At 42.4% G+C, this 26,364-nt stretch carries 23 protein-coding genes, 1 rRNA gene and 1 riboswitch; of the genes, 1 reads left to right on the forward strand and 23 read right to left on the reverse strand.

What is annotated here, in order from left to right; all coding sequences use genetic code 11:
- Positions 1–3: 3 nt before the first annotated feature.
- The 9 genes from gatA to FNK51_RS06090 form a co-directional block, all read right to left on the reverse strand.
- On the reverse strand, positions 4–1,464 hold the full coding sequence (gatA, locus tag FNK51_RS06050) for an Asp-tRNA(Asn)/Glu-tRNA(Gln) amidotransferase subunit GatA (RefSeq protein ID WP_098370371.1): 1,461 nt from the start codon (positions 1,462–1,464) through the stop codon (positions 4–6).
- Between the two features lie 12 nt (positions 1,465–1,476).
- Positions 1,477–1,767: an Asp-tRNA(Asn)/Glu-tRNA(Gln) amidotransferase subunit GatC gene (gatC, locus tag FNK51_RS06055; protein WP_076372748.1), complete on the reverse strand. Its 291-nt coding sequence runs from the start codon at positions 1,765–1,767 to the stop codon at positions 1,477–1,479.
- A gap of 381 nt (positions 1,768–2,148) precedes the next feature.
- Positions 2,149–3,318 carry a CamS family sex pheromone protein gene (locus FNK51_RS06060; protein ID WP_141992750.1) on the reverse strand — a complete coding sequence of 390 codons (1,170 nt, stop codon included), beginning with the start codon at positions 3,316–3,318 and terminating at the stop codon, positions 2,149–2,151.
- Positions 3,319–3,329: 11 nt separating this feature from the next.
- Positions 3,330–5,336: an NAD-dependent DNA ligase LigA gene (ligA, locus tag FNK51_RS06065; RefSeq protein WP_141992751.1), complete on the reverse strand. Its 2,007-nt coding sequence runs from the start codon at positions 5,334–5,336 to the stop codon at positions 3,330–3,332.
- Between the two features lie 103 nt (positions 5,337–5,439).
- Positions 5,440–7,686, reverse strand: a complete 2,247-nt coding sequence (gene pcrA / locus FNK51_RS06070) for a DNA helicase PcrA (protein WP_141992752.1) — start codon at positions 7,684–7,686, stop codon at positions 5,440–5,442.
- A gap of 61 nt (positions 7,687–7,747) precedes the next feature.
- A complete protein-coding gene (gene pcrB / locus FNK51_RS06075; RefSeq protein WP_063235730.1) occupies positions 7,748–8,431 on the reverse strand; it encodes a heptaprenylglyceryl phosphate synthase in 684 nt (227 codons plus the stop codon).
- Between the two features lie 220 nt (positions 8,432–8,651).
- A complete protein-coding gene (locus FNK51_RS06080; protein ID WP_034306094.1) occupies positions 8,652–8,966 on the reverse strand; it encodes a YerC/YecD family TrpR-related protein in 315 nt (104 codons plus the stop codon).
- Between the two features lie 26 nt (positions 8,967–8,992).
- Positions 8,993–10,030, reverse strand: coding sequence for a DUF3048 domain-containing protein (locus FNK51_RS06085; protein ID WP_098370366.1), 1,038 nt, complete (start codon positions 10,028–10,030; stop codon positions 8,993–8,995).
- A 43-nt stretch (positions 10,031–10,073) separates the two neighbouring features.
- On the reverse strand, positions 10,074–11,819 hold the full coding sequence (locus FNK51_RS06090) for an adenine deaminase C-terminal domain-containing protein (protein WP_141992753.1): 1,746 nt from the start codon (positions 11,817–11,819) through the stop codon (positions 10,074–10,076).
- A 146-nt stretch (positions 11,820–11,965) separates the two neighbouring features.
- Here FNK51_RS06090 and FNK51_RS06095 point away from each other — a divergent pair, with 146 nt between their 5' ends.
- Positions 11,966–12,232 carry a YgaP-like transmembrane domain gene (locus tag FNK51_RS06095; protein ID WP_141992754.1) on the forward strand — a complete coding sequence of 89 codons (267 nt, stop codon included), beginning with the start codon at positions 11,966–11,968 and terminating at the stop codon, positions 12,230–12,232.
- A gap of 49 nt (positions 12,233–12,281) precedes the next feature.
- On the opposite strand, the gene purD is transcribed toward FNK51_RS06095, so the two are convergent.
- From purD to rrf, 14 genes are all read right to left on the reverse strand, one after another.
- On the reverse strand, positions 12,282–13,556 hold the full coding sequence (gene purD / locus FNK51_RS06100) for a phosphoribosylamine--glycine ligase (protein ID WP_141992755.1): 1,275 nt from the start codon (positions 13,554–13,556) through the stop codon (positions 12,282–12,284).
- A 19-nt stretch (positions 13,557–13,575) separates the two neighbouring features.
- Positions 13,576–15,111, reverse strand: coding sequence for a bifunctional phosphoribosylaminoimidazolecarboxamide formyltransferase/IMP cyclohydrolase (gene purH, locus FNK51_RS06105; protein ID WP_141992756.1), 1,536 nt, complete (start codon positions 15,109–15,111; stop codon positions 13,576–13,578).
- A gap of 18 nt (positions 15,112–15,129) precedes the next feature.
- On the reverse strand, positions 15,130–15,705 hold the full coding sequence (purN, locus tag FNK51_RS06110) for a phosphoribosylglycinamide formyltransferase (RefSeq protein ID WP_141992757.1): 576 nt from the start codon (positions 15,703–15,705) through the stop codon (positions 15,130–15,132).
- Positions 15,705–16,730 carry a phosphoribosylformylglycinamidine cyclo-ligase gene (gene purM / locus FNK51_RS06115; protein ID WP_098370360.1) on the reverse strand — a complete coding sequence of 342 codons (1,026 nt, stop codon included), beginning with the start codon at positions 16,728–16,730 and terminating at the stop codon, positions 15,705–15,707. Before purM ends, purN begins: the two co-directional genes overlap by 1 nt.
- Positions 16,731–16,772: 42 nt before the next feature.
- A complete protein-coding gene (gene purF / locus FNK51_RS06120; protein WP_098370633.1) occupies positions 16,773–18,188 on the reverse strand; it encodes an amidophosphoribosyltransferase in 1,416 nt (471 codons plus the stop codon).
- Positions 18,173–20,395: a phosphoribosylformylglycinamidine synthase subunit PurL gene (gene purL, locus FNK51_RS06125; protein WP_063235721.1), complete on the reverse strand. Its 2,223-nt coding sequence runs from the start codon at positions 20,393–20,395 to the stop codon at positions 18,173–18,175. Before purL ends, purF begins: the two co-directional genes overlap by 16 nt.
- Positions 20,379–21,065, reverse strand: a complete 687-nt coding sequence (gene purQ / locus FNK51_RS06130; protein ID WP_034306116.1) for a phosphoribosylformylglycinamidine synthase subunit PurQ — start codon at positions 21,063–21,065, stop codon at positions 20,379–20,381. Before purQ ends, purL begins: the two co-directional genes overlap by 17 nt.
- Positions 21,062–21,316: a phosphoribosylformylglycinamidine synthase subunit PurS gene (gene purS / locus FNK51_RS06135; protein ID WP_034306118.1), complete on the reverse strand. Its 255-nt coding sequence runs from the start codon at positions 21,314–21,316 to the stop codon at positions 21,062–21,064. The genes purQ and purS overlap by 4 nt, the downstream gene beginning before the upstream one ends.
- The gene (gene purC, locus FNK51_RS06140; RefSeq protein ID WP_063235720.1) at positions 21,309–22,028 is read right to left on the reverse strand and encodes a phosphoribosylaminoimidazolesuccinocarboxamide synthase; all 720 of its coding nucleotides are present in this window, start codon (positions 22,026–22,028) and stop codon (positions 21,309–21,311) included. Before purC ends, purS begins: the two co-directional genes overlap by 8 nt.
- A gap of 103 nt (positions 22,029–22,131) precedes the next feature.
- A complete protein-coding gene (gene purB / locus FNK51_RS06145; protein WP_063235719.1) occupies positions 22,132–23,424 on the reverse strand; it encodes an adenylosuccinate lyase in 1,293 nt (430 codons plus the stop codon).
- Positions 23,421–24,581 (reverse strand): 5-(carboxyamino)imidazole ribonucleotide synthase, encoded by a 1,161-nt coding sequence (gene purK, locus FNK51_RS06150; RefSeq protein WP_141992758.1) that lies wholly within the window; start codon positions 24,579–24,581, stop codon positions 23,421–23,423. The genes purB and purK overlap by 4 nt, the downstream gene beginning before the upstream one ends.
- Positions 24,565–25,053, reverse strand: coding sequence for a 5-(carboxyamino)imidazole ribonucleotide mutase (purE, locus tag FNK51_RS06155; RefSeq protein ID WP_098370632.1), 489 nt, complete (start codon positions 25,051–25,053; stop codon positions 24,565–24,567). Before purE ends, purK begins: the two co-directional genes overlap by 17 nt.
- Positions 25,054–25,231: 178 nt before the next feature.
- Positions 25,232–25,333, reverse strand: a riboswitch (purine riboswitch).
- 74 nt (positions 25,334–25,407) lie between these two features.
- A complete protein-coding gene (locus FNK51_RS06160) occupies positions 25,408–25,608 on the reverse strand; it encodes an NETI motif-containing protein (RefSeq protein WP_141992759.1) in 201 nt (66 codons plus the stop codon).
- 561 nt (positions 25,609–26,169) lie between these two features.
- Positions 26,170–26,285 (reverse strand): 5S ribosomal RNA (rrf, locus tag FNK51_RS06165).
- Positions 26,286–26,364: the final 79 nt, after the last annotated feature.

Genomic DNA, 26,364 nt, shown 5'->3' on the forward strand with positions numbered 1-26,364 from the left:
CCCTTACAGCTTAGGAAATTGTTTATGAAAATCTGTTGCTTGCTCAAATGCGTGAGCCGCGCGGTAAATCGTGCTTTCATCAAAATGCTTTCCAATCATTTGCAGTCCAAGCGGAAGCCCATTCGCTGCAAATCCACATGGCACGGATATACCCGGTACACCAGCAAGATTGACTGGAATCGTCAAGATATCATTTGCATACATCGTTAATGGATCGTCGACTTTCTCACCAATTTTAAATGCAGGCGTAGGTGTAGTCGGCCCAACGATGACATCGTATTTTTCAAACACATCTTCAAAGTCTTTTTTGATTAACGTACGTACTTTTTGAGCCTTTTTATAATAAGCATCATAATAACCGGAACTTAAGGAGAACGTTCCAAGCATGATACGGCGCTTCACTTCGTCACCGAATCCTTCTGCACGGGTTTGCTTATACATTTCTATTAGAGTTTCTGCATTATCTGTACGATGCCCGTAACGCACACCGTCAAAACGTGAAAGGTTAGCCGAAGCTTCAGATGAAGAAAGCAGATAATAAGCAGCTAGGGCATATTTGGAATGCGGCAAGGATACCTCTTCCCACTCAGCTCCAAGCCCCTCTAATACTTTTAACGCTTCAAGTACGGAATTACGTGCTTCTTCGCCAACGCCTTCACCAAGATATTCTTTAGGCACGGCTATTTTCAATCCTCTAACATCGCCTGTTAACGAATTCACAAAACTCGGCACGTCAACATTAGCAGAGGTCGAATCCATTGGATCTACACCTGAAATCGCTTCAAGCAAATAAGCGTTATCTTCAACCGTTCTTGTGACCGGCCCAATTTGGTCCAATGAAGACGCAAAAGCTACAAGTCCGAACCGGGAAACCCGTCCATATGTAGGTTTTAAGCCGACAACTCCACAATATGCCGCTGGTTGGCGGATCGAACCACCCGTATCGGAACCTAAAGAGAATAGGACTTCACCGGAAGCGACGGATGCAGCTGAACCACCCGAAGAACCGCCTGGCACATATTCCGTGTTCCATGGGTTGCGTGTTGCTTGAAATGCGGAGTTCTCATTAGAGGAACCCATCGCAAACTCATCCATATTCAATTTTCCGATCGTAACCGTTTCTTCCTTTTGTAGTTTTTGAACTACGGTTGCATCATAGATTGGATCAAAGTTCTCCAAAATTTTGCTCGCACAAGTCGTACGCAAATTTTTAGTGACAATATTATCCTTCACTCCGATTGGCATACCAAATAAAGCGCCTTCGTTCTCGCCTTTAACCAATTGATCATCCAATCGTTTTGCTTGACTGCGGGCGTTTTCTTCATCTAGTGTCAAAAATGCCTTCACCTTGTCCTCTACCTGTCCGATTCGCTTATACGATTCGTTAACAAGATCAGTGACACTTATCTCTTTCTTATGTAAGCGTTCATGAAGCTCAGAAACCTTTTGTTCGAACAACGACATCATTGTCCCTCCTTATTCAATTATAGATGGTACACGGATATATCCTTCTTTGCTATCCGGTGCATTTTTAACTACTTCTTCTACTGGCAACCCTGGTTTTGCGACATCTTCGCGCATAACATTCTTCATATCCAAAACGTGAGAAGTCGGGTTTACTTGATCCGTATCAAGCTCATTCAACTGCTCCGCGAATGAAATCATTTGGTCAAGCTGATGCTGAAACTGTTGTGCTTCTTCTTCCGTAATGGCCAAACGTGCCAAATGGGCAACGTGTTTAACTTGTTCCATAGAAATACGTGACATTCTCTTCACCTCCGAAAAAATATCCAAATCGACTGAATTTCGTCGCTTTTCTCCATATAATCATCGTTTAAATCATATCAAACTATTGCACAGTAAAGCAACAAGAGATAGAATGTCGAAAATCAATTATTTCATAAAGAAAAAGAGATATTTTCCGGGAAATATGGGGAAGTTGCCGAAATTTCCGGGGAAATGACAATAAGGCCTTTAAAATTCGACAAATGTTCCCTTTATAATGAATTTGCTCCCTAAGATGGAAGGGTTTACTTCCTATTATATATTTTTGTTCCAGGTTAAAGGCTATTTTGAAAATCACAAAAAATAGATCCAAATTTTAAAGCGGTTCACAAAAAAGATGAAGCCGTTAAGCTTCATCTTTTTTCATTCGTATATATGCACAGTTGGTTCGTCTTGATTTGCTTCACGGACTATGAGCGCCTCAGGTCCATTTACAGAGGTAATGGATACCTGTACGGCAATGTAGTTCGGGAAACGTTCCATTACAAGCCCGGCAACATATTGGGTAAAGCCGATCGCTTCCGAGTTCCCATAAAATTGAATGGGGATATCGATGTTCAGACTTTGCAATTGATCATCCATATAGAACGCCCTGCCAATGACTCCGTTAAAGTTAGGGAAGTATTCTTCGACATCTTCTTTAAAGTTCGTGAAAGTATTGACGTCATCACGGTATTTTTTTTCAGCACTAGCAGAAGGAAATAGGAAATACTCTTCATTCAAGTTCGTCCATTTTCCAATATTGTCAGAGTTTTTATCGATATTTGTATAGGAAATGAAATTCCCAGGGACTACTGAGGATTTTTCATTTTGCTCGAATAAGGCAATCGTAATCGGAACATTTTTCAGCTTGTCATTTTTACGCAGCCTTTTTAAGACTTCTGCAGCAATTTTCTCCCCTTCTTGCTTTAGCTTCTTACTATCGATTTTATTTTCATAGGTGGCACCGAATGCCTCTTTTTGATAGTAATGCACTGAATTCAAAGCAAGACCTATAACAACCCCGCCAAGGCTCACCGAATTATCCTTTGTTTTGACCAAGTAATTATGTTCTAAAATATGAGCAAGATAAATTGGATTTTCTTCATTCCGCTTATCAATGTCTCCTTTACCTGGATCAACCGGATTCAAGCCAAGGTTCTCTGAGGCCTTCATCTTCTTTTCCTTCAACTGACTATCGGTATATTTTCTGTTCAGCCAGGAAGATATCGTGGAACTATCCAGCATTTGCCCCTCTTGAAACAGGTAATCTTCCGGGTCGAATTGCGTTTGGGCCAACCGCATCAATCCATTTTCGAATTCTTCAATGTCATATCGGGTATTTAGATTGGATACGACCAAACCGCGTGCTTTTGATGGTTCAAACGGTAGGATTGTTTGATAGTATTCTTCCGAAATTTTATACTTCGGAATAATTGCTGTTTCTTTTTTGTCTTTGGAGTCTTGAACTACCTCTTGCTTTTCCTCAAAACTAGGCGCACATCCAGCAAGAAGCAGTATAAGAATCATCCCCAAAATAGAGTGTTTCCTCATAGCTACACCTCTTATTTATTTAGTTCCTCAATCAGTCTCTCTTCATCCCATACCATGACGCCTAGGCTTTCCGCTTTTTCCAGTTTGGAACCGGCATCTTCGCCAGCTATGACCAAATCGGTTTTCTTGCTGACACTTCCAGCAACGTTAGCTCCTAGCGCCTCTAATTTCTCTTTTGCTTCGTTACGTGTTAACTGATGCAATTTACCCGTTAAAACGACTGTTTTACCGGCAAAAGCGGAATCGATTTCTTCAATAGCAACAGCTCTTGGCCCTTTAAAAGTAAGGTTCACACCGGCTGCTTCCAATTCATTCAGTAACGCATGGACTTCTTCCAACTCAAAATAGGCTACGATGGAATCGGCCATCTTATCACCTATTTCATTAATGGCCGTTAGGTCTTCACGGCTCGCCTTGCTTAATGCTTCCATCGTCCCGAACTCCCGTGCCAGCGTCTTGGCCGCTTTTGAACCAACATGGCGAATGCCCAGCCCGAATAGTAATTTTTCCAACGAATTGGTTTTCGAAGCTTCTATTGCTTGAAGAAGTTTATTGACGGATTTATCCCCCATCCTTTCCAAAGCAATCAGTTGATCGTATGTAAGCTTATAAATATCAGCCACATCTTGTATGAGTTCTTCTTTAAACAACAAGCTAATCACTTTTTCACCAAGACTGTCTATATTCATTGCTGTACGGGAAACAAAGTGAATCAAACCTTCCCTTATTTGTGCAGGACACTTCGGGTTGATGCAGCGTAAAGCAACCTCCCCCTCCAACCGGACAAGTTCACTGTTGCATTCCGGGCACTCAGTCGGCATCTTAAACTCGACTTCTTCCCCTGTACGGCGCTCTGCCAGTACATTGACCACCTCTGGAATGATATCACCCGCTTTTTTCACGACCACTTGATCTCCGATTCTGATGTCCTTTTCACGGATTAAGTCTTCGTTATGAAGTGAAGCTCGCTGCACAGTCGTACCTGCTACCCGAACGGGATCCAAAACGGCGGTCGGAGTCAATACACCCGTACGGCCGACATTCAGCTCGATATCCCTTAGGGTTGTAATGACTTCTTCAGCTGGGAATTTATAAGCAATGGCCCATCGCGGACTTTTTGCAGTAAAACCTAATTCATCCTGCTGTTCAAGGGAATCCACCTTAACGACAATTCCATCAATATCATAGGCTAAGTTTGGACGTTGTTCCGTCCATTCTACTATATAAGCTATTACTTCCTCTATATTGGAGCATGTTTTTCTTTCCCGATTCGTCTTAAACCCGAGGCGATCCAATAAATCCAGACCCTCACTGTGGGAACGGACCCCTGTTTCCCCAAAATTCGCGATCGCATAAAGGAAAATATCCAAGTTCCGTTTTGCAGCAAGTTTTGGGTCAAGCTGCCTTAACGAACCGGCAGCTGCATTTCGTGGGTTTGCAAATGGTTCCTCACCGCGTTCCTCTTTAGCCTTGTTCAATGATTCGAATGATTTTTTTGGCATGAAGGCCTCACCGCGCACTTCTATGGCAACCGGCTCCCGCAACTTCAATGGAATCGACTTGATCGTTTTCAAATTAGCGGTAATATCTTCACCGATCGTTCCATCTCCACGAGTTGCCCCTCTTACGAAATATCCATTCTCATATTGAAGAGTGACGGCAAGTCCATCAATTTTCAATTCACATACATAGGAAAAATCGTCACCTACAGATTGTCTGACCTTTCTGTCAAAATCCCGTAAGTCACTTTCATTGAAGGCATTGCCTAAACTAAGCATCGGTGTGGTATGCTCCACTTTTTCAAACATATCCAAAATGGCGCCACCGACCCGTTGTGTCGGTGAGTCCGCCGTTTGCAGTTCCGGAAATCCCTCCTCATACTCAATAAGTTCACGGAGTAGACGATCATATTCAGCATCAGGTACTGATGGCTGGTCCATTACATAATATTCATAGCTGTATTGGTTCAATAACGTTTGCAGTTCTAAAACTTTCTTCTCTGCAGCTTGTAAGTCCATACGTTCAATCCTTTCTAAAGAAGACTCCACCGCACTTCTTTTAGAAGAGCGGTGTCTAAAGTCAGATATCCCTATTCTTTACCAGTAGAAGCATATTAATAGCTTATGCTTTTTCAACTGGTGCAAATTTCGCCAATAGGCGTTTGATGCCAATTGGACTTGGGAAGGCAATATCCAGTTCTTTCCCTTCGCCTTCCCCTTTTACGCTCACCACGGTTCCTATACCCCATTTTTTATGGGATGCACGGTCGCCGACAGCCCAGCCGATTTCTTCACCGCCCGTTGCGGATGGTGCAGAAACAGCTCTTCCAAAGGCAGGCGCTTTTCTTGTTGAAGCTGTTGAAGGAGATCCGGTTCTTGAAGAACTGAAAGGTGTTTGCCTTGCTCTAGGAGCCGGTTTCGGTTTTAAATCTTCAAGTAGTTCCTCTGGTATTTCATTAATGAAACGTGAAACAGGATTCATGCTCGTCCGTCCATACAATGTCCGCATTTGGGCATTGCTTATGAATAGCTCATTTTCAGCCCTTGTAATTCCCACATAAGCCAGACGGCGTTCTTCTTCCATCTCCTCTTCATCCATAAGCGAGCGGCTGTGAGGGAAAACACCCTCTTCAAGGCCCAATAGAAAGACCACCGGATATTCAAGTCCCTTCGCTGAATGCAGTGTCATCAACGTTACCGTATTTGTAGCTTCTTCGGAATTCTCATCAAGTTGGTCTATATCGGCAACCAATGCCAGGTCAGTCAAAAAGCCCACCAATGATTTGTCCTCGCTGTTATCTTCGAATGCTTTCGTAACAGATAAAAACTCATCTATATTTTCAAGCCGGCTTTGAGATTCAATCGTTTTTTCCGCCTGCAGCATCTCACGGTAACCGGTTTTCTTAATGACTTCCTCCACAAGTTCCGTCACGGATAAGTATTCCTGCTGATTTGTATAGTTAGTGATCAGCGTATGGAATTCCCTTGCCGCTTTGGTAGCCTTCCCGCTTATCCCAACCATTTCAACGGATTCGAGTGCTTTATAAATGGAAACATCATATTGATCTGCATAATCTGCCACTTTGTCCATTGAAGTTGCACCAATTCCGCGTTTTGGTACATTGATTACACGGCGAAGACTGATGTCATCATCAGGATTCGCAATAAGGCGAAGATAGGCAAGTAAATCCTTAATCTCTTTACGGTCATAGAACTTGGTGCCCCCGACTATTGCATAATTTATATTGGATTTAAGCAGAACTTCCTCCATGACACGTGATTGTGCATTTGTTCTGTAAAGTATTGCTATATCTGAATATTTCCTGCTGCCGGCCTGAACTAATTCATTTATTTTACCGGCTACAAATTGCGCTTCCCCTTGTTCATTGTCCGCACGGTAATAGAATATCTTATTGCCATCTGCATTCTCGGTCCAAAGATTTTTCGGCTTCCGGTTTTGATTGTTATCGATGACCTTATTCGCCGCTTCAAGAATCTTTTTCGTCGAGCGGTAATTCTGTTCAAGGAAAATCATGTTGGCATTCGGGTAATCTTTTTCAAATGAAAGGATATTCGCAATATCCGCACCGCGCCAACGATAGATCGATTGATCTGAATCCCCGACAACACAGAGATTACGGAAGCGTGAAGCCAATAGTTTAACAAGCATGTATTGAGCCCTGTTCGTATCTTGGTACTCATCAACATGAATGTATTGAAATTTACGCTGATAATATTCAAGCACCTCAGGTACGAGCTGGAACAATTGAATCGTCATCATGATCAAATCATCAAAATCGAGCGCTGAATTTTTACGCAGCCGTTTTTGATATTCCGTATATACATCGGCAGTTACTTTAGTGAAGTAATCAGACGCCGTCTTCAGGTACTCTTCCGGCCCGACCAATTCATTTTTCGCTGAACTGATGCTACCCAAAATGGCACGGTAATCATATTTCTTTGTATCCATATTACGATCTTTCATGATTTGTTTTATGACCGATTGCTGATCCGTCGTATCCAATATCGAGAAGTTCCTATTAAAACCGATACGATCGATATCTCTTCGTAAAATGCGGACACACATCGAGTGGAAAGTCGAAATCCAGATATCTTCGGACGCACCGCCTAGTATGGCACGGATCCTCTCCTTCATCTCACGTGCCGCCTTGTTGGTGAACGTGATTGCAAGGATGTTCCAAGGCGCTATTTCCTTCTCGACCATCAAGTAAGCTATTCGGTGAGTCAGCACACGCGTCTTTCCACTTCCTGCCCCAGCCATGATTAAAAGTGGGCCATCAGTTGATTTCACTGCTTTTTGTTGCTGTTCATTCAAACCTATTAGTAATTTTTCCGCTAAATATTGCATTATCACACCACCTATACGAACATTCGTTTCTGTTTTAGTATACTATATTTATTACATGTTTTCATTTAACTGCCGAAACTGTTGCAAGTGCCACTTTCAAATCTTCATAAATCACATTGCCGACAACGATGACATCCGCAATCTTAGACATCTCTTTGGCTTGTTCAACCGATTTTATCCCACCGCCATAGAATAGTACGGTATCCTCCAAACTCTCTTTAGCTGCTTCCACCATCTGGACATCGCCGTAATCACCGCTGTATTCCAAATAAAAAATCGGCAGGTTGAACATTTTTTCCGCCATCATCGCGTATGCACCCACATCATCCATATCCAAATCGGTATTGGCTTTCGTCAATTGGGCCGCCTTGCACTCAGGATTCAGGATACAGTACCCTTCAACGAAAATTTCATCCCAATTCAAAAGGTATCCGTATTCCTTGACTGCTTGCTGATGCAGTTTCATCATCCAATCCGGGTTGGTGCTATTCAGGACACTCGGAATGAAATATAAATCAAACCCTGGCGTCACCGTTTCAACAGAAGAAATTTCCATCACACATGGGACTGTATATCGTCTGACACGTGCCATTAAATGAAGCACATTCTCAAGCGTGATTCCATCCGTTCCCCCGACCATTATTGCATCGGTACCGGATTCACAAACTTTTTCAAGGGCTTCATCACTTATTTCTTTATTTGGATCGAGTTTGAAAACATGTTTCCACTCGCGAAAATCGTACATTATAATCCTCCATTCACACTTCCCATTACACCATTATAGCATTAAGATTTTTCATTAAAAAAGAGAAGTATCGATAAAATGTTATTACCAAATGGAACCTCTGAATCTAAAATCCAATATAACATGGATACGGCTGAAAGACAGCCGGCAAAGAGAGTGCTGGACTCAAAGTAAAAAGCCGGGAAATGAATTCCCCGGCTTTTTATTATAATCGAAAGAATTAAGATTCAGTTGTTTCCTCGACGTTATCCTTAATACGGTTAAGAGCCATGGAATAAGCGTCATTTCCGTAATTCAAGCAGCGTTTGACCCTGGAAATCGTAGCCGTGCTTGCACCCGTTTCCGTTTCGATTTTATGATAGGTTTTCCCTTCTTCAAGCATGCGGGCTACTTCAAGACGCTGTGCCAGTGATGAAATTTCATTAACTGTGCATAAATCATCAAAAAATCGATAGCATTCGTCCAAATCACGCAAGGAAAGGATCGACTTAAACAGCTGATCCGTTTCTTTTCCTCTCAACTTATCAATTTGCATGTTACTCCCCCTCAATTTCATGGGTATCAAAATGAGACGTCTCTTACTAAACCAGGTTCATCCGGAATAATATTGACCCAAGTTTTCCCTGGAATCAACCCTACTTCTTTATCGTTTTTCACTGGTATAATCCGACCATCCTTATTAACCCATTCTACTTCATTCGCTTTTCCTTTTTGAAGTAAATAACCTTTTCCGCCACTTTTCAAGTCGATTTTACGACGCCCTTTATCGTCGATCACTTGATGAGCAGCCTCAATGATCAATATATTATCCAGTAAAATAGGTTTATTCGATTTATGCTCGACTGTTTGCTCTCCATTCGAATAACGTTTATATTTCTCTTCCGTGACTTCGTATTCATACTGAACATCATACTCGTCTGATCCGTAGGAAACCTCGGTTTTCAATGCCGGTTCCCCTTGAAGGCCAGCCGCCTCTTCCTTTGTAAGGAAGGCATAAGGCTCCGGTGCACCATTCAACTCATATCCCTTTTCCTTCGCACCTTTTTGGATATCCTCAAAGGAGGTGTAGGAATTATGCGGTGCTTTTCGATCTGCCGAACGTTGAAACAAAGTACCATCATAATATAATCCGTTCAAGTTATCAATATACCCTTTGTCCAGCATGGTTTTTGCCTCGGGGCTATTCCCATGACAGACATAGATGCAATCAAGGCCTTTAGCCAATTCGATATAATAGTCCCTTGCACTCCGAATCGGACCGATTTGGCTTGGCATTTCACTTTGGAAGATAGCTAAAAATCTGGTTATGTCACCTTCTGCAAGCATTTCGTAGACCATATCGGCTTCTGAGAGGCCCGATTGTGGGCGTGCTTCTGGATGATTATTAATCATCACTGCTGCAGCCCTTCGCTCACTGCCTGCATCGGTGGCTATACCTGTAAGTGGAAACTCATTGGAAGGTTCATTTTTCACATCTGTATTTTTGATGACAGCTTGGTCTTTCGGCTTACTGTCATCCGATGCAGGATCTTCTTTCGTAGAACAGCCTGCCAGCAGTAAAATAGCAATAACCATGAAAAGAACTCTCTTAAAATTCATCTTTCCACTCCTCTGATTTATTAGCCATTTCTTCTCTTATATTTTAACGCATTATAGTGGGAAAGAGTATAGTTTTATTCATTACATCATATACTCCTCGCTGGGTTAGCCTTATATATGGCAGATGGGTTGTCGAAAAGAATGAAAGGGTGTACACAGGATCGGCGAAACGATAACCTCTGTCTCGCAGCAAATGTTTCAATTCATTTTCTTCTTCTATCAGTTCAGGAACCTCCTTAGTGGACATGACTCCCTTTAATTTCAGAGGAAGTTCATGGATCACCTTGCCTTGTTCCGTTAAAATGATTCCACCGCCGATTTCCTTCAGCCGGTTAAATGCCAAATGCATATCCTTTTTCCTTTTACCGATTAGTATGATATCACCTGTATTTGTATAAGAGCCAGCAAAGCCACACAATTTGTCCGCAAACCCTTTTAATATCGTATTGATGCGCCATTTCCCTTCCCGATCGATAAGCATGAAAAAGCATTCATCATCCTCAAAGTTCAGTTCTTCATACCCAACATCATTGGAAAGGGAGTACGGTTTCGTAATGACATTATTGACCAATTCAATCCCAAACGGCATGGAAAACTCAAAATCTTCCTTTAAACTAAGATCCCAATCAAGATCAAGTGGTTTAAAATCGAAATCACTCCATTCGATTTGCTGTTTATCCGGAATGATTTCACCATCCCTTTTAACCCATTTCCCTTTTGCCATTACCGAAACCGGTGCTGGTTCCTTCACATCGGTCAGGAAGTTGATGTTAGCTACCCTTCCAGTGGCAATATTGCCATGAAGGTATTCAATGTTATAATATCGTGCAATGTTGATAGTTGCCATATTATATGCATCTATGACCGGAACGCCATTTTCTATCGCTATTTTGATCAGGCAGTCTATGAAACCACCTTCATAAAAGGAAGGCGGCGATCCATCTGTCGTATAAAAGAATTTGTCATAATGATCGATGCCCAGTTCATGGATTTCCTGTATCATCTTTGGTAAATCCGGCCGGATCGAAGAATGTCTTAACGATACATAATAGCCCTGCAGCAAGCGCGACATGACTTCATCACCTGTCATTGCCTCATGATCACAATCGGCGCCGAACAGGGTCATTTTTGCTAAAGTCTTCTCTGAAGCACCTGGAAAGTGTCCTTCTATTTTCTTCCTCATACGCTTGGCTTCCTGGATCCAGTGCAGCATCATGTCATCCCCATCGAGAAGCTTCGGCCATCCAGTTAGTTCCCCGCCCTGTAATACGGCATCATGCTCCAGCCATGATTTAACGGCCCCGTGGGAAAAGACCATATCTTCATCGATCAATTCCGTTTGTCCGTCAAAACGGCTCCACCAATACATTGTTACAGGAATGTTACGTAATTCTTTCAAAAGAGAAAACGCTTTCTTTTTATCTAACTGCAATAGAAACGGCAAGTTATCATTGATCAATGTCGTTGTGCCAAAATGAGATGCATAACGTGAAAAAGAAAGGGGATTATATAATTGAGAAGGGTGTGAATGCGGCTCAATATAACCCGGGACTAAGTACTGGTTTGTACAGTCTACCATTTCACAGCGGTCTATATTATCAGGAAGCTTATCGCCGACATATACGATGCGATCATCATATATCCATATATTCGCTTTTACCCATTTTCGTAATGCCTGATTTAAATAAGTCGTATTTTTAAGCAGAATGTGTGGTGCCCTATTGCCATCCAGCACATCTATATGTTCTCTTAGATGTTTATTTTTCCATCTATAGCGCTGTTCAAGCATAAACATTCCCCCATAATTTTATAGAAACAGATGTATGAAAAAAACCATTTTCAATCCAATTTTATTTCATAGTAACATACTTGCCTCATTAGAACAGTAATGTTAACCAGAATATTGTTAAATTTTTGTGAAGGGATGGACTTTAAGTGAAGTTTAAACAAAATATCAGTATAATAAATGCATTAATGCGAATTACCTGTGGTTTTACATTGCTAACATGGGCTATGGCTAAAATGGTAAAAAAACCATGGAAAAACCAATCTTATATATTTGTGGTCATGCTTTCTGCCATGAAAATAGGCGAAGGCATTCTCCGATATTGTCCTGTTGTCGATGCAATGGAAAACGGACAAAACTTAATGAAGAATGAACCAAAACAGGAGAATCACACTAATCAATCTGATTCATATTAAGTTTTTTCTAAAGAAGAAGCTGACTCCGCTTAGAGTCAGCTTCTTTATATTATGATGAAAAATTGTATTTTATTGCACGGTAGCCAATATCCGTTCGCCAGAATAAGCCGTCTTTCTCAATATGCCCTAACTCTTTATATACTTCAGCTTTGGCAGATGACAAATCTTTCCCTTTTGCAGCAACCAGAAGTACACGTCCGCCATTCGAGATGAAATTCCCCTCACTATCGAGAGCCGTTCCAGCATGGTAAACATGGGCGTTCGGATCAATCTTTTCCAAGCCTTTAATGATAGAACCCTTTTTATATTCCCCTGGATATCCATCAGCTGCGACGACCACTCCAAGAACGGCCTCTTCATGCCACTCAAGTTCTAAATCCTCTCCAGAAAGAACCGCTTCAAGCGTATCTACGAAATCTGTTTTTAGGCGCGGTAAAACAACTTGCGTTTCAGGATCGCCAAAACGGGCATTGAACTCAATGACTTTTGTGCCTTTTTCGGTAGCGATCAACCCGGCATATAATATTCCTGTAAAACTCCGATTCTCCGAAATCATCGCATTTACCGTGGGCTTAAGAATTGTTTCGACTGCGGTCTGAATCATTTCATCGGAAATTTGCGGCACCGGTGAGTATGCACCCATTCCACCTGTGTTCGGACCCTGATCTCCATCAAAAACCCGCTTATGATCTTGAGCAATTACCATCGGATACACTTTTTCCCCATTAACGAATGCCATCAATGAAAATTCCTCACCATCAAGGAATTCCTCAATAACGACTTTGGCAGATGCTTCGCCGAACTTTGCTCCGACTAGCATATCATGGATGGCGTCTAACGCTTCTTCCATCGTCATGGCAACTACGACACCTTTTCCTGCAGCCAAACCATCCGCTTTAATGACGATGGGTGCACCCATTTTTTCGATATATGCCTTTGCTGAATCATAATCAGAAAATGTTTCATATTCTGCTGTCGGAATGCTGTAGTTCTTCATTAAATCTTTAGCAAAGGATTTACTCCCCTCGATGACTGCAGCACGGCCATTAGGGCCAAATACCTGTAATCCTGCCTCCGTAAAATCATCGGTAAGTCCATTCAACAATGGGGTTTCGGGCCCGATCACGGTTAATGAAACTGCATTCTTCTTGGCAAAGGCAACCAAATCCCCGTGATTGTTTTCATCAATCGGAACAAGAGTCGCTACATCGGTCATCCCTGGATTTCCCGGTGCTGCAAAAACAGTCCCAACCCGTTTACTTTCAAATAGTTTGCGGGCTATGGCATGCTCCCTGCCGCCCCGGCCAATTACTAATACATTCATTATCGCACCTCATTTTTGATTAATGTTTAAAGTGACGAATTCCTGTAAACACCATCGTAATCCCATATTCATCAGCTTTCTTGATTGAATCCTCATCTTTAACAGATCCACCAGGCTGAATGATTGCCGTGACGCCCGCTTTCGCTGCCGCTTCTACAGTATCATCCATTGGGAAGAAAGCATCTGATGCCAATGCACTTCCTGTCGCTCTTTCCCCAGCTTGTTCCAGAGCAATTTTTGCAGCTCCCACACGGTTCATTTGACCTGCGCCAACACCTAATGTCATTTGATCGTTACTAACCACTATTGCATTCGACTTGACATGTTTCACGATTTTCCAGCCAAGCTCCATGGCTTTCCACTCTTCAGGGGTAGGCTCACGTTTCGTTGCCACTTTTATCTCAGCATCCTTTAAGCTATGTGCATCCCGATCTTGAATAAGTAATCCGCCTTCAATGGATGTCAATTTGCGTTCAGGCTTTTTAACCGCGTCGAAATCGATCGTTAATAAACGAAGGTTTTTCTTGCTTGTCAATACTTCCACTGCCTCTTGTGTAAACCCAGGAGCAATGATGATTTCAAGGAAAATTTCATGAAGCTTCTCCGCAGTCGCCTTATCAACTTCACGGTTCAAAGCGATGATCCCGCCGAAAATGGAAGTGGCATCTGCCTCATAAGCTTTTTCATATGCTTCCAAAATGGTCGCACCGACACCGACGCCGCAAGGATTCATATGTTTGACTGCAACGGCAGCTGGCTCATTGAATTCTTTAACGATTTGAAGTGCTGCATCAGCATCATTAATGTTGTTGTATGAAAGTTCTTTTCCATGTAATTGATTCGCTTCTGCAATTGAGAAAACGGAACCAAGCGGTTTTTTATAAAATGCAGCTTTTTGATGTGGATTTTCTCCATAACGAAGCGACTGTTTCAATTCATAGGTAACAGTCAATGATTCAGGATTTTCTTCATCGGCAAGCTCTGTCATATACTCTGAAATAACGGCATCATATGCTGCTGTATGGCGGAAAACTTTTGCAGCCAGGCGGCGATTCGTGGTTTTTGATACCCCGCCGTTTTGTTTCAGCTCAGCCAATACGGTAGGATAGTCATTGGAATCAACGATAACAGTCACATATTCGTGGTTTTTAGCAGAAGAACGAAGCATTGTCGGTCCACCGATATCGATGTTTTCAATAGCATCTTCCACAGTGACTTCCGGTTTGGAAATAGTCGCTTGGAATGGATATAGGTTCACACAGACAAGTTGAATGGGTTCAATATTATGCTCTGCAAGCTGTGCTGCGTGACTTTTGTCATCATGTTTTGCCAACACTGCTCCATGGACATTCGGGTGAAGTGTCTTAACACGTCCATCCAATATTTCCGGGAAACCGGTGACGTCACTGATTCCAATTACCTCAATACCATTATCCTGCAGCGTTTTTTTAGTACCGCCTGTAGAAATGATTTCAAAACCTGCTTCAATTAAACCTTGAGCAAATTCTACGATACCTGTTTTATCCGATACACTAATTAATGCACGTTTCTTCATGTTATGTTGGTCCCTCCATTAAGTAAGTTTCTTGTGGCATAGATCCTGCAAAACTGACGGATACAAGTCATGCTCCATTTCCTGAATCCTTTTTTGAAGGATGTCTTTCGTATCCCCCTCAAGAATTGGCACTGCCTTTTGGGCAATGACCGGTCCTGTGTCCATTCCATCATCGACATAATGAACCGTTACCCCCGTTTCCTTCACTCCGGCGTCAAAAGCCTGACCAATTGCATCCTTGCCTGGAAAACTAGGCAGAAGTGAAGGGTGGATGTTCACAATCCTCTGTGAATACTTTTGTAATAATGTCGGACCGATCAAACGCATATAACCAGCCAGAATGATAAATTCTATCTCATACTGGCGAAGTTTTCCGAGGATTTCCGATTCATACTCAGTCTTGTTCGAGTAATTCTTCGCTGAAAAGGAGAAAGAATCAATCTTCTCAAGCTTAGCTCTCTCAAGCACATATGCGTCTTCACGATCGCAAACGACAAGACAGATTTCCGCCTCTAACTTTCCACTTTTTATTGCTTCAGCAATTGATTGAAAATTACTACCGTTACCTGATGCAAAGACAGCAAGGCGTTTCATTATTTAAACGACACTCCATTTCCATCCACAACCGTTCCAATAACTGAGGCTTCTTCACCGCAAGAACGTAGGTGGGCTAGCACATCGGATGCCACTTCTTTTTTCACGACGGCCGTCATTCCGATTCCCATATTGAAGATATTGAACATTTCCTCTTTTACAAGGTTCCCTTTTTCTTCAAGGAATGAGAATATAGTTGGAATTTCCCAGCTTCCGAGCTCGATTTCAACACCGCATCCTTCAGGAAGAATACGCGGAATATTCTCGATGAATCCCCCACCAGTGATATGGGCAAGACCATTAACCTCAAATTTTTCCAACGTCGATAAAACGGACTTCACATAGATTTTTGTCGGTTTTAATAATTCCTCTCCCAACTTGCAATCCAGTTCCGGTACGAAGTCATGAAGCCCCATACCTGAGTCTTCAAGAAGGATTTTACGAACAAGGGAATACCCATTACTGTGGATGCCGCTTGAAGCGAGTCCAATAACAACGTCACCCGCCGAGATTGCTTCACCAGTAATTAGACGTGATTTTTCAACGGCACCTACAGTAAAACCTGCAACATCGTATTCTTCCGTCTCGTACATGCCAGGCATTTCAGCCGTTTCTCCGCCGATTAAAGCACAGCCCGCCTGCTCACAGCCATCTGCAATTCCTTTGACGATCATTTCAATTCGTTCAGGATCTGCTTTACCGCAGGCAATATAATCTAAAAAGTATAAAGGTGCAGCACCTTGAACGACAACATCATTGACGCACATAGCTACACAATCCACTCCAATTGTATCGTGTTTATCCATCATGAAAGCCAATAAAAGTTTTGTACCCACTCCATCCGTACCTGAAATGAGCACAGGTTCTTTAAGGTTCAAGGAAGATAAATCAAACATGCCGCCGAAACCGCCCAGACCATTCATTACTTCTGGACGAAATGTGCGCTTTACATGTTTTTTCATTCGATTTACCGCTTCATAACCAGCCTCAATATCCACACCAGCCTGTTTATATGCATTAGCCATTTGAAATCCTCCTCCGAAAATCAATCATCATTGCCGACTTGATTAACATTTTGTTTTTTCTCGTTCGTATTCAAAAATTTCAGTCGGATAATTTCCGGTGAAACAAGCTAGGCATGAACCGCGCGTTTCTCCAGGAAACGGTCGTCCAATTGCTTCGACCATACCTTCGACACTTAAAAAAGTTAAGGAATCAGCACCGATGATTTCCCTTATTTCCTCCACCGATTTAGAGTTCGCAATCAGTTCTTCCTTTTTAGACGTGTCTATGCCATAAAAACATGGATTCTTGATCGGTGGTGAGCTGATTACTACATGAACTTCTTTAGCTCCGGCATCTTTTAACATGCGGACAATCCTTCTGCTCGTTGTCCCTCGGACGATTGAATCATCAACCATTATGACCCGCTTACCTTCCACTACCCCTCTTACAGGTGATAGTTTCATCTTCACACCTTGTTCACGCAGACTTTGTGATGGCTGAATGAACGTCCGTCCAACATACCGATTTTTTATTAAACCCATTTCATAGGGAATGCCTGCAGCTTCAGCATAGCCAATCGCTGCCGAAATGCTGGAATCAGGTACACCTGTAACTACATCTGCTTCAATTTTGGTTTCCAGTGCCATTTGCTTGCCAAGGTTTTTTCGTGCCGTATGGACATTGATACCATCAATGTTGCTATCCGGACGGGAGAAATACACGTACTCCATCGTGCACATTGCCTGTTGACTGGAAAGCGAAAAGTACTCGGATGTGATTCCCTCATCATTAATGACAACGAGTTCACCCGGCTCAATATCGCGGATGAATTCTGCACCTACAATATCAAGTGCACATGTTTCTGATGCAGCGAAATATGCATCGCCTATTTTCCCTAAGGAAAGTGGACGGAAGCCATGCGGATCTCTTGCCATGATCATTTGGTTTTCGGTCATGATGACAAAGGCATAGGCTCCCTTCAGCATGCTTAAACTGTTCTTCACGGAATCTCTTACATCCGAGTAGCCGGAGCGTTTAATCAGATGTGCCAGAACTTCCGTGTCAGATGTCGTTTGAAAAATGCTTCCCTGTCCTTCAAGCTGTGCTTTTAACTGATGGGCATTGACGATATTCCCATTATGGGCAAGAGCCAGCCCTCCTGTATGCGAATTGAACAAGAAAGGCTGAACATTTTGATACCCGCCGCCGCCTGCCGTTGTATAACGGACATGGCCGATTGCTGCTTTTCCGGTACCGGAAAGTGCCTGCATTTTTTCTGCCGTGAATATCTCTGTGACAAGACCTTCACCCTTGGAGATGGACATCTGCTCACCGTCCGTCACGACGATGCCAGCTCCTTCTTGACCACGATGTTGTAAGCTATGCAAACCGTAGTAAGCCAGCTGTGCTGCATCGGGATGTCCCCAGACTCCAACAACACCACACTCTTCGTTTAGGCTTCTTATTTCAGCAAGCATGGTATGGCTCCCTTCCAAGCTGTTTGTAAATCTTCAACGTCCGCTTCCAATACTTTGCTATCAATGTCTGTTGCCACGACTAATTTATTATCTCCCGTTACGGAGCCAATGCATATCGCATCTTCAACTAGCGCTTCGAATGCCGTTTTGTTTTCAGGCTTGATGGATAGTAGGAATCGAGATTGCGTTTCACTGAATAATTCTGATACCGGTTCGCCCGCTAAATTCACTTTTGCTCCAAGCTTGCTAGCCCCGAATAAAGATTCAGCTAAAGCCACTGCCAAACCGCCTTCCGAAAGGTCATGGGCTGATGCAACAAGTCCTTTTTGGATTGCAGCGAGGATTTGCTGCTGACGTTTTTGTTCAACGGCCAAATCAAGTTCTGGAGCGCGTCCAAAGATTTTACCCTCAAGCATTTTCTGTAATTCACTGCCACCAAATTCAACTTTCGCTTCGCCGACCACATAAATCAAATCGGATTCATTTTTAAATGTTTGTGTAGTGATGTGTTGAAGGTCACTGACAAGACCAACCATCCCAACTACAGGTGTCGGATAAATCGCTTCACCATTCGTTTCATTGTAAAGGGAGACATTTCCGCCAATTACAGGAGTACTTAAGCTTCTGCAAGCTTCACTCATACCGTCTGCCGCTTTTTCCAATTGCCAAAATATTTCAGGTTTTTCTGGATTCCCAAAATTCAAGCAATCCGTAATCGCTAAAGGTTCCGCACCCGAGCAAATGATGTTACGGGCAGCTTCAGCCACTGCGATTTTGCCACCTGTTTCAGGATCTAAATAAATAAAGCGGGAGTTGCAATCCGTCGTCATGGCAAGGGCCTTATTTGTACCCCGTACACGCACTACCGCTGCATCCGATCCAGGTGAGACGACTGTATTCGTGCGGACCATGTAATCATATTGGTCGTAGACCCATTCCTTACTCGAAATTGTCGGTTGCTTCAATAGTGATACCAATGTTTCTTTATAATCTCCAATGACTGGCACTTCTGCTGTCATGCTTTGGAAGTCACGGAAATATTGCGGTTCTGCAGATGGCTTGTGGTAAATCGGAGCTTCTTCAGCCAATGCATCAACCGGAACCTCAGCAACGATTTCACCTTGATGGGAAAGTGTTAGATTTTTATCATCCGTTACTACTCCAACAGCAACCGCTTCTAGGTCATATTTCGTAAACAAGTCAACGATTTCCTGTTCGCGTCCTTTAGTTACAACGATCAGCATCCGCTCTTGTGATTCAGAAAGCATCATTTCATATGCTGTCATTCCCGTTTCACGCTGCGGTACCAAATCAAGGTTCATTTTTATTCCTGATCCAGCTTTGCTCGCCATTTCGGCAGATGAACTTGTAAGACCCGCAGCTCCCATATCCTGAATACCAACAAGGGCATCATTTTGAATCAATTCAAGGCATGCTTCCAAAAGCAGTTTCTCCATGAATGGATCGCCTACTTGTACGGCAGGTCGTTTTTCTTCTGAAGACTCTGATAGCTCTTCAGATGCAAATGTTGCTCCATGAATACCATCACGTCCAGTTTTGGCACCCACATACATCACTGTGTTGCCCACTCCATGCGCTTGGCCTTTTTTAATGTCCTTATGATCGATCAAACCGACACACATTGCATTGACCAGAGGATTTCCTTCATACGATGGATCAAATTGAATTTCTCCGCCGACAGTTGGAATTCCGATACAATTCCCGTATCCTGCAATCCCTGCAACCACTTCTTTGAATAGATATTTCACACGATCATTGTCTAACTCACCGAAGCGAAGCGAGTTCAGCATCGCAATCGGACGGGCACCCATGGAGAAAACATCACGGATAATACCGCCGACACCAGTAGCAGCACCTTGATAAGGTTCAATTGCCGATGGGTGGTTATGACTTTCTATTTTAAAAACGACAGCCTGGTCGTCACCGATATCAACGATACCTGCTCCTTCACCAGGACCTTGTAGCACTTTCTCCCCTGTAATCGGGAACTTCCTTAAGATGGGTTTTGAATTTTTGTAGGAACAATGCTCTGACCACATAACCGAAAACAATCCAGTTTCCGTATAATTCGGCAGTCTGCCTAAGATTTTCTCAACCATTGCAAATTCATCATCGGATAGTCCCATAGTTGCGTACAATCGATCCGATTTAATTTTTTCCGGACTTGGTTCAAGCTGTAATAACATGTGATTCCCTCCAGTTTTTTACGATGGATTGAAAAATCTTTAAGCCGTCTTTACTGCCAAGCAGCGAATCAACAGCACGTTCGGGATGAGGCATCATTCCGAGGACATTTCCTTGTTCATTTGTAATTCCCGCTATTTGTTCCAAGCTTCCGTTTGGATTTTCACCATCATACGTGAACAAGATGCGGTTGTTTCGTTTTAATTCAGCCAATGTCTCATTATCACAGTAGTAATTCCCTTCACCATGGGCAACTGGAATCGTAATCGTTTCATTTAATTCATATCCTGTCGTGAACATCGATTGATTATTTTCAACCTTCAATCCTACATTGCGGCAAATGAATTTCAAGCCTTCATTACGGCGCATCGCTCCAGGTAAAAGTCCTGCTTCAAGTAAAATCTGAAAACCATTGCAGACACCCAATACAGGCTTTCCTGCTTGTGCCGCTTTTACGACTTCGGCCATTACATTCGAAAATCGTGCAATTGCTCCAGAGCGTAAATAGTCTCCATAAGAGAAACCTCCAGGAAGGAGAATCCCATCATACTGATCTAGATTGTCTGTAGAGTGCCAAACATACTCCACTTCTTCCCCAAGTGCATCCTTTATCGCATGGTACATATCGACATCACAATTGGAACCAGGGAAAACTATGACAGCAAATTTCATTGGGTGATAACCTCCTCAACATCATAACGGTAAGCTTCAATTACCGTATTGGCCAATAGTTTTTCACACATTTCCTTCACAAGTTGATCTAAATCACGATCCGTATCTTTAATTGTAAGTTCAATGTATTTCCCCACTCGAACATCACTAACTTCGTTATAAGTCAAACTATGAAGTGATTGTTGCACTGCTGCTCCCTGTGGATCTAGTACACTTTCGCGTAGTGTGATATATACCTTAACCTTATACATGTTGAGTGCCCTCCAACTTTGCTAGTATTTTTTCGTAAGCATCTGTTAAACTGCCTAAATTACGGCGGAATACATCTTTGTCTAACTTTTCGTTCGTGTTAATATCCCATAATCGGCAGGTATCAGGTGAAATTTCATCTGCCAGCAGAATGTCTCCATTCGGGGTTTTACCGAACTCTAATTTAAAATCAATCAATTTAATGTCCAATTCTTTAAAGAAGGAAGTTAAGACGATACTGATTTCTTGTGCCTTTTCTTTTAAAATGGCTACATCTTCCTTGCTTGCAAGTTCCAATTCTTCAATATGGTCTTCCGTTAACAGAGGATCGCCGAGCTCGTCGTCTTTATAGTAAAACTCAATCAGCGTTTTCTTGAGCGGCTGGCCTTCTTCAATGCCAGTCCTTTTAGAAAAACTGCCGGCAGCCGTATTTCTGACAACGACTTCAAGCGGAATGATGGATACCCTCTTGACTAGCTGCTCCCGGTCGGAAAGCTTTTCAATAAAATGGGACGGGATATTTTCCTGGGCAAGCTTTGAAAAGAGTAAGCTAGTAATTTGATTATTCAACTTACCTTTTCCGGCAATCTCTGACTTCTTCTCACCATTAAACGCTGTTGCCGAATCCTTGTATTCCACCCATACTATTTCACTGTTGTCCGTTGCAAAAATCTGTTTCGCTTTTCCTTCATACAACAATTCTCGTTTTTCCATCTGTCCAGACCCCCACATTGTGAATATTATGAATCTTCCTGCCATTGATCAGGCTTGGCAAACATATCACCGTTTAGAGGTGCCAAGTTTGCCGCCTTCACTTTTATAAACCTAAACGATCAAAGATTACATCAACATTTTTCAAGTGATGTGTAGGATCGAAACAATCATCAAGTTCTTCTTTCGTAAGCAAGCTTGTGATTTTATCATCCTTTTCGATCAGGCTTCTGAATGGAACCTGAAGCTCCCATGCTTCCATCGCTTTCGGCTGAACCGTATCATAAGCTTCTTCACGGACAAGTCCTTTATCGATAAGGGAAAGCAGCACACGTTGTGAGAAAATCAATCCCAGCGTACGGTCCATATTGCGTTTCATATTTTCTGGATAAACGGTCAAGTTCTTAATTATGTTGCTGAAACGGTTCAGCATGTAGTTTAATGCGATCGTTGCATCCGGCAAGATGATGCGCTCAGCAGAAGAATGAGATATGTCACGTTCATGCCATAATGGCACATTCTCATATGCTGTCATCATGTAACCGCGGATTACACGAGCCATACCCGTCATATTTTCTGAGCCGATTGGATTCCGTTTATGAGGCATTGCCGAAGATCCCTTTTGTCCTTTTGCAAAGAATTCTTCCACTTCGCGTGTTTCACTTTTTTGCAAGCCGCGAATTTCCACTGCGAACTTTTCAATTGATGTCGCAATTAAAGCCAATGTGCTCATATAATGTGCGTGGCGATCGCGCTGCAATGTTTGCGTTGAAATAGGCGCTGCCTCAAGGCCAAGCTTTTCACAAACGAATTTTTCAACGAACGGGTCGATGTTAGCGTAGGTTCCGACAGCTCCAGAGATTTTCCCAACCTCTATGTTCTTTCTAGCTTCTTCAAAACGTTCGACATTTCGTTTCATTTCTTGATACCAAAGTGCCAGTTTCAACCCAAAAGTGGTCGGTTCAGCATGAACTCCATGTGTACGTCCCATTTGAACCGTGTATTTATGTTCTTTCGCTTTATTTTTCAGGATCTCCACGAAGTTATTTAAATCCTTGGCAAGGATATCATTCGCTTGCTTTATTACATATGAAAGAGCTGTATCCACCACATCAGTAGAAGTCAGTCCGTAATGGACCCATTTCCGTTCTTCACCCAACGTTTCAGAAACCGCACGTGTAAAAGCAACAACATCGTGGCGTGTATCTTTTTCGATTTCATTGATACGGTCCACATCGAATGTAGCATTTTCACGAAGAAGCTTCACATCTTCTTTTGGAATGACACCTAGTTCAGACCATGCTTCACAAGCTAAGATTTCAACTTCCAACCACGCATTAAAGCGGTTCTTTTCTGTCCAAATGTTTCCCATCTCTGGGCGGGTATAACGTTCAATCATTTTACTTCCTCCGTTTCAACCTGTTGATTCCATATTTTGCTTCGATCACTTTCCAAAAGAGCTTCCTCAATCGTTGGACGTAAAATATTCACATGACCCATTTTCCGCTTAAGCTTGGCTTCTTTCTTACCGTAAAGGTGAACCTTCCAATCTGATAGCGTCGGAATTTCATCCATTAAGGGCCCGATATGCTCACCAAGGATGTTTATCATTACCACAGGCTTCAATAACGCCGTATTTCCAAGCGGCCAATTGCAGACAGCCCTTATATGCTGTTCGAACTGTGAAGTCTCACATGCTTCCATTGTATAATGGCCTGAGTTATGAGGTCTTGGCGCTAATTCATTAATGATGATCTCATCCTGAGCGGTTAAAAACATCTCGACTGCCAATGTCCCCACCAAATCAAGTTTCTCTGCAAGCTGCAAAGCTTCATTAATAGCTTTCCGTTCAGCTTGTTGACTAATACGGGCGGGAACAATACTTTTATGAAGAATGTTTTCAATATGAATGTTTTCCGCAATCGGGAAATGACTTGCCTCGCCATCTGCCTTGCGCGTCACGATAATGGAGATTTCTTTTACGAAAGGAATCCAGGCTTCCAGCACACATTTACCTGTTTTGAGCAGGGATTCAGCCTTTTTGATATCGGCTTCTTCCTTTATGACCAACTGCCCTTTTCCATCATAACCGCCCCGCGTCGTTTTTAACACACTAGGGTACCCTAATTTCTCTATATGAAGGTAAATTTCTGAAATATCCTGTATTTCCTGATATGGAGCAACAGAAGCTCCTGCATTAGATATGGCTTTTTTTTCTGTAAGTCTATCCTGCGTCAGCTTTAATAATTCTGAGCCCTGAGGAAGAAACGCATGTTGCTTTAACCAATCCAGGGCTTCTGAACTGATATTTTCAAACTCGTATGTTATGACGTCACTGACCTCAGCTAATCTTTTCAATGCTTCGATATCATCATAAGCACCAGTGATTTCAATATCCGCCACTTGAGCACATGGACCTTCTGCAGTCGGCTCAAGGACCGCTATCTTAAAGCCCGATGCCTTAGCCGATAAGGCCATCATCCTGCCCAATTGCCCACCGCCGATTATTCCAATGGTCTGTCCCGGTAAAATGACTGTATTATTTAAGTTGTTCACTGCTCTGTAACACCTTTTCTCTGGTTTCGTTTCTTAAAGCCTCTAACCTATCAGCAATGTCAGAATCAAAAGCTGCTAATATTTGAGCCGCAAACAAACCGGCATTGACTGCGCCCGCTTTTCCGATCGCAACCGTTGCAACCGGTACGCCACCAGGCATTTGAACAATCGATAATAACGAATCCATCCCATTTAATGCCTTCGACTGTATTGGCACGCCTATCACAGGGACAATCGTTTTAGCGGCGGTCATACCTGGAAGATGTGCAGCCCCGCCTGCTCCGGCAATAATCACTTTAATATCTCTCTCTTTTGCACTCTCTGCATATTCAAATAGTAAATCCGGCGTCCGGTGGGCGGAAACGACTCTTTTTTCATAGGGAATCTCAAGCTGTTCCAATGATTCACAAGCGTATTTCATCGTTTCCCAATCCGAGACACTTCCCATAATAACCCCAACTTGCGGTTTCATATCATCTTTCCCTCCAACACTCATATTATGGCGTCCCGAGTATGCAGACGGACGCTTCTCATTATCTATAACATGTAAATAAAAAAACCGGACAGGATGCTTCCTCATCGAGAAAGCAACCTGTCCGGAAAAGAAAGCCTTTTTGAAAAAGTGCAAAAAGACTTGGCTAGTTTCCGAAATAGTCAGATGCTTTTCTCATAGTCCGATGATTTACGGTCATCAGGTAGAAACTTTTGGGCCATATCCCCATGATTATATGAGATGTATTAATGTAACTTCATCTTACCTTCCGGCCATTTTAATGTCAAGTTAAAATCGAATATTTTTACATGATATTAATTAATCGTTCGTGTTTTACTCAATTAATTTTGCTTCGAATACAATTTTTCGATCAACTGGCACATATTGGACTTTGCCATTCTCAATTTTCTCGGCAAAGATAGGCTCCTCCGTCCGCCTTACAGGAAAGTATCCTGCATCTTTAATTCGATCTAAACATGCATCAATCGTCTCGCCCTCGATGACTTCAAACTTTTCCTTACTCTTTTTACTCACAATACCGATCCCTTCCATAATTCTATTTTGTCTATCTTCTTCCTTAGCATCCAACTTGCATTAATAAGTTCTTCATCAACAATAAATTCTTCCTAGTATAATGAAAAGAACAAATAAAGACAAGAATACATTTTAAAAAAAGTGTTTTCATCATAATTGAAAATTCCATAATGCCTCAAATTATGATATCCCTGTCTTCAGTTAAAGCCCTACGCTCATAAATTATGCATCCCCTTCATAATCCTACCCTTCTCCCCCTCTGATTTACTATAGCCTGATTCATGAAATTAACCATTGCTCCATAATCGGTACATATTCGTATCTTACTCCCATGAATTATTTCAATTCAAGTGTTAACGTTAGGTCGAATTAAATAGGATCCAGGCCGATTTTTCCAATTTTGGTTGCAATTAATAGTCTGCCGGTATAACCATTTCGTTTCAGGTCGACTAGATTAGTCTACAAGCCGAACTAGATTTTAATCTACATCACTTCTCCCTGAAAGCTGAAAGTATATCAATACAAAAAAAAGACCAGCCGGATGGCTGATCTTTTTAAATGGCTTGGCGGCGTCCTACTCTCACAGGGGGAAACCCCCAACTACCATCGGCGCTGAAGAGCTTAACTGCCGTGTTCGGAATGGGAACGGGTGTGACCTCTTCGCTATCGCCACCAAACATGAAAGGAACGTTGTTCCTTCAAAACTAGATAATAATAAGAAGGTATTTCATTTTTCAAAAAGCGTTGGTTAAGTCC

It is taken from the genome of Bacillus sp. B4EP4a, from assembly GCF_006680105.1.
Classification (GTDB): Bacteria; Bacillota; Bacilli; order Bacillales; family DSM-1321; genus Peribacillus; species Peribacillus simplex_E.

Bases quoted from the DNA above. Each gene is read 5' to 3' on its own strand.
- FNK51_RS06090 (WP_141992753.1), bottom strand. From the start codon at position 11,819: ATGCTTGAACAGCGCTATAGATGGAAAAATAAACATCTAAGAGAACAT.
- purB (WP_063235719.1), bottom strand. From the start codon at position 23,424: ATGATTGAACGTTATACCCGCCCAGAGATGGGAAACATTTGGACAGAA.
- FNK51_RS06080 (WP_034306094.1), bottom strand. From the start codon at position 8,966: ATGCAAATTGATAAGTTGAGAGGAAAAGAAACGGATCAGCTGTTTAAG.
- purC (WP_063235720.1), bottom strand. From the start codon at position 22,028: ATGGAAAAACGAGAATTGTTGTATGAAGGAAAAGCGAAACAGATTTTT.
- gatA (WP_098370371.1), bottom strand. From the start codon at position 1,464: ATGTCGTTGTTCGAACAAAAGGTTTCTGAGCTTCATGAACGCTTACAT.
- gatC (WP_076372748.1), bottom strand. From the start codon at position 1,767: ATGTCACGTATTTCTATGGAACAAGTTAAACACGTTGCCCATTTGGCA.
- purN (WP_141992757.1), bottom strand. From the start codon at position 15,705: ATGAAACGCCTTGCTGTCTTTGCATCAGGTAACGGTAGTAATTTTCAA.
- purF (WP_098370633.1), bottom strand. From the start codon at position 18,188: ATGCTTGCTGAAATAAGAAGCCTAAACGAAGAGTGTGGTGTTGTTGGA.
- purS (WP_034306118.1), bottom strand. From the start codon at position 21,316: ATGTATAAGGTTAAGGTATATATCACACTACGCGAAAGTGTACTAGAT.
- purE (WP_098370632.1), bottom strand. From the start codon at position 25,053: ATGAAACCGCAAGTTGGGGTTATTATGGGAAGTGTCTCGGATTGGGAA.
- pcrB (WP_063235730.1), bottom strand. From the start codon at position 8,431: ATGTACGATTTTCGCGAGTGGAAACATGTTTTCAAACTCGATCCAAAT.
- purL (WP_063235721.1), bottom strand. From the start codon at position 20,395: ATGTTATTACAGCTTGAACCAAGTCCGGAAAAAATTAAATCGGATCGA.
- pcrA (WP_141992752.1), bottom strand. From the start codon at position 7,686: ATGCAATATTTAGCGGAAAAATTACTAATAGGTTTGAATGAACAGCAA.
- purQ (WP_034306116.1), bottom strand. From the start codon at position 21,065: ATGAAATTTGCTGTCATAGTTTTCCCTGGTTCCAATTGTGATGTCGAT.
- FNK51_RS06085 (WP_098370366.1), bottom strand. From the start codon at position 10,030: ATGAATTTTAAGAGAGTTCTTTTCATGGTTATTGCTATTTTACTGCTG.
- ligA (WP_141992751.1), bottom strand. From the start codon at position 5,336: ATGGACTTACAAGCTGCAGAGAAGAAAGTTTTAGAACTGCAAACGTTA.
- purH (WP_141992756.1), bottom strand. From the start codon at position 15,111: ATGAAGAAACGTGCATTAATTAGTGTATCGGATAAAACAGGTATCGTA.
- purD (WP_141992755.1), bottom strand. From the start codon at position 13,556: ATGAATGTATTAGTAATTGGCCGGGGCGGCAGGGAGCATGCCATAGCC.
- purM (WP_098370360.1), bottom strand. From the start codon at position 16,730: ATGGCTAATGCATATAAACAGGCTGGTGTGGATATTGAGGCTGGTTAT.
- FNK51_RS06060 (WP_141992750.1), bottom strand. From the start codon at position 3,318: ATGAGGAAACACTCTATTTTGGGGATGATTCTTATACTGCTTCTTGCT.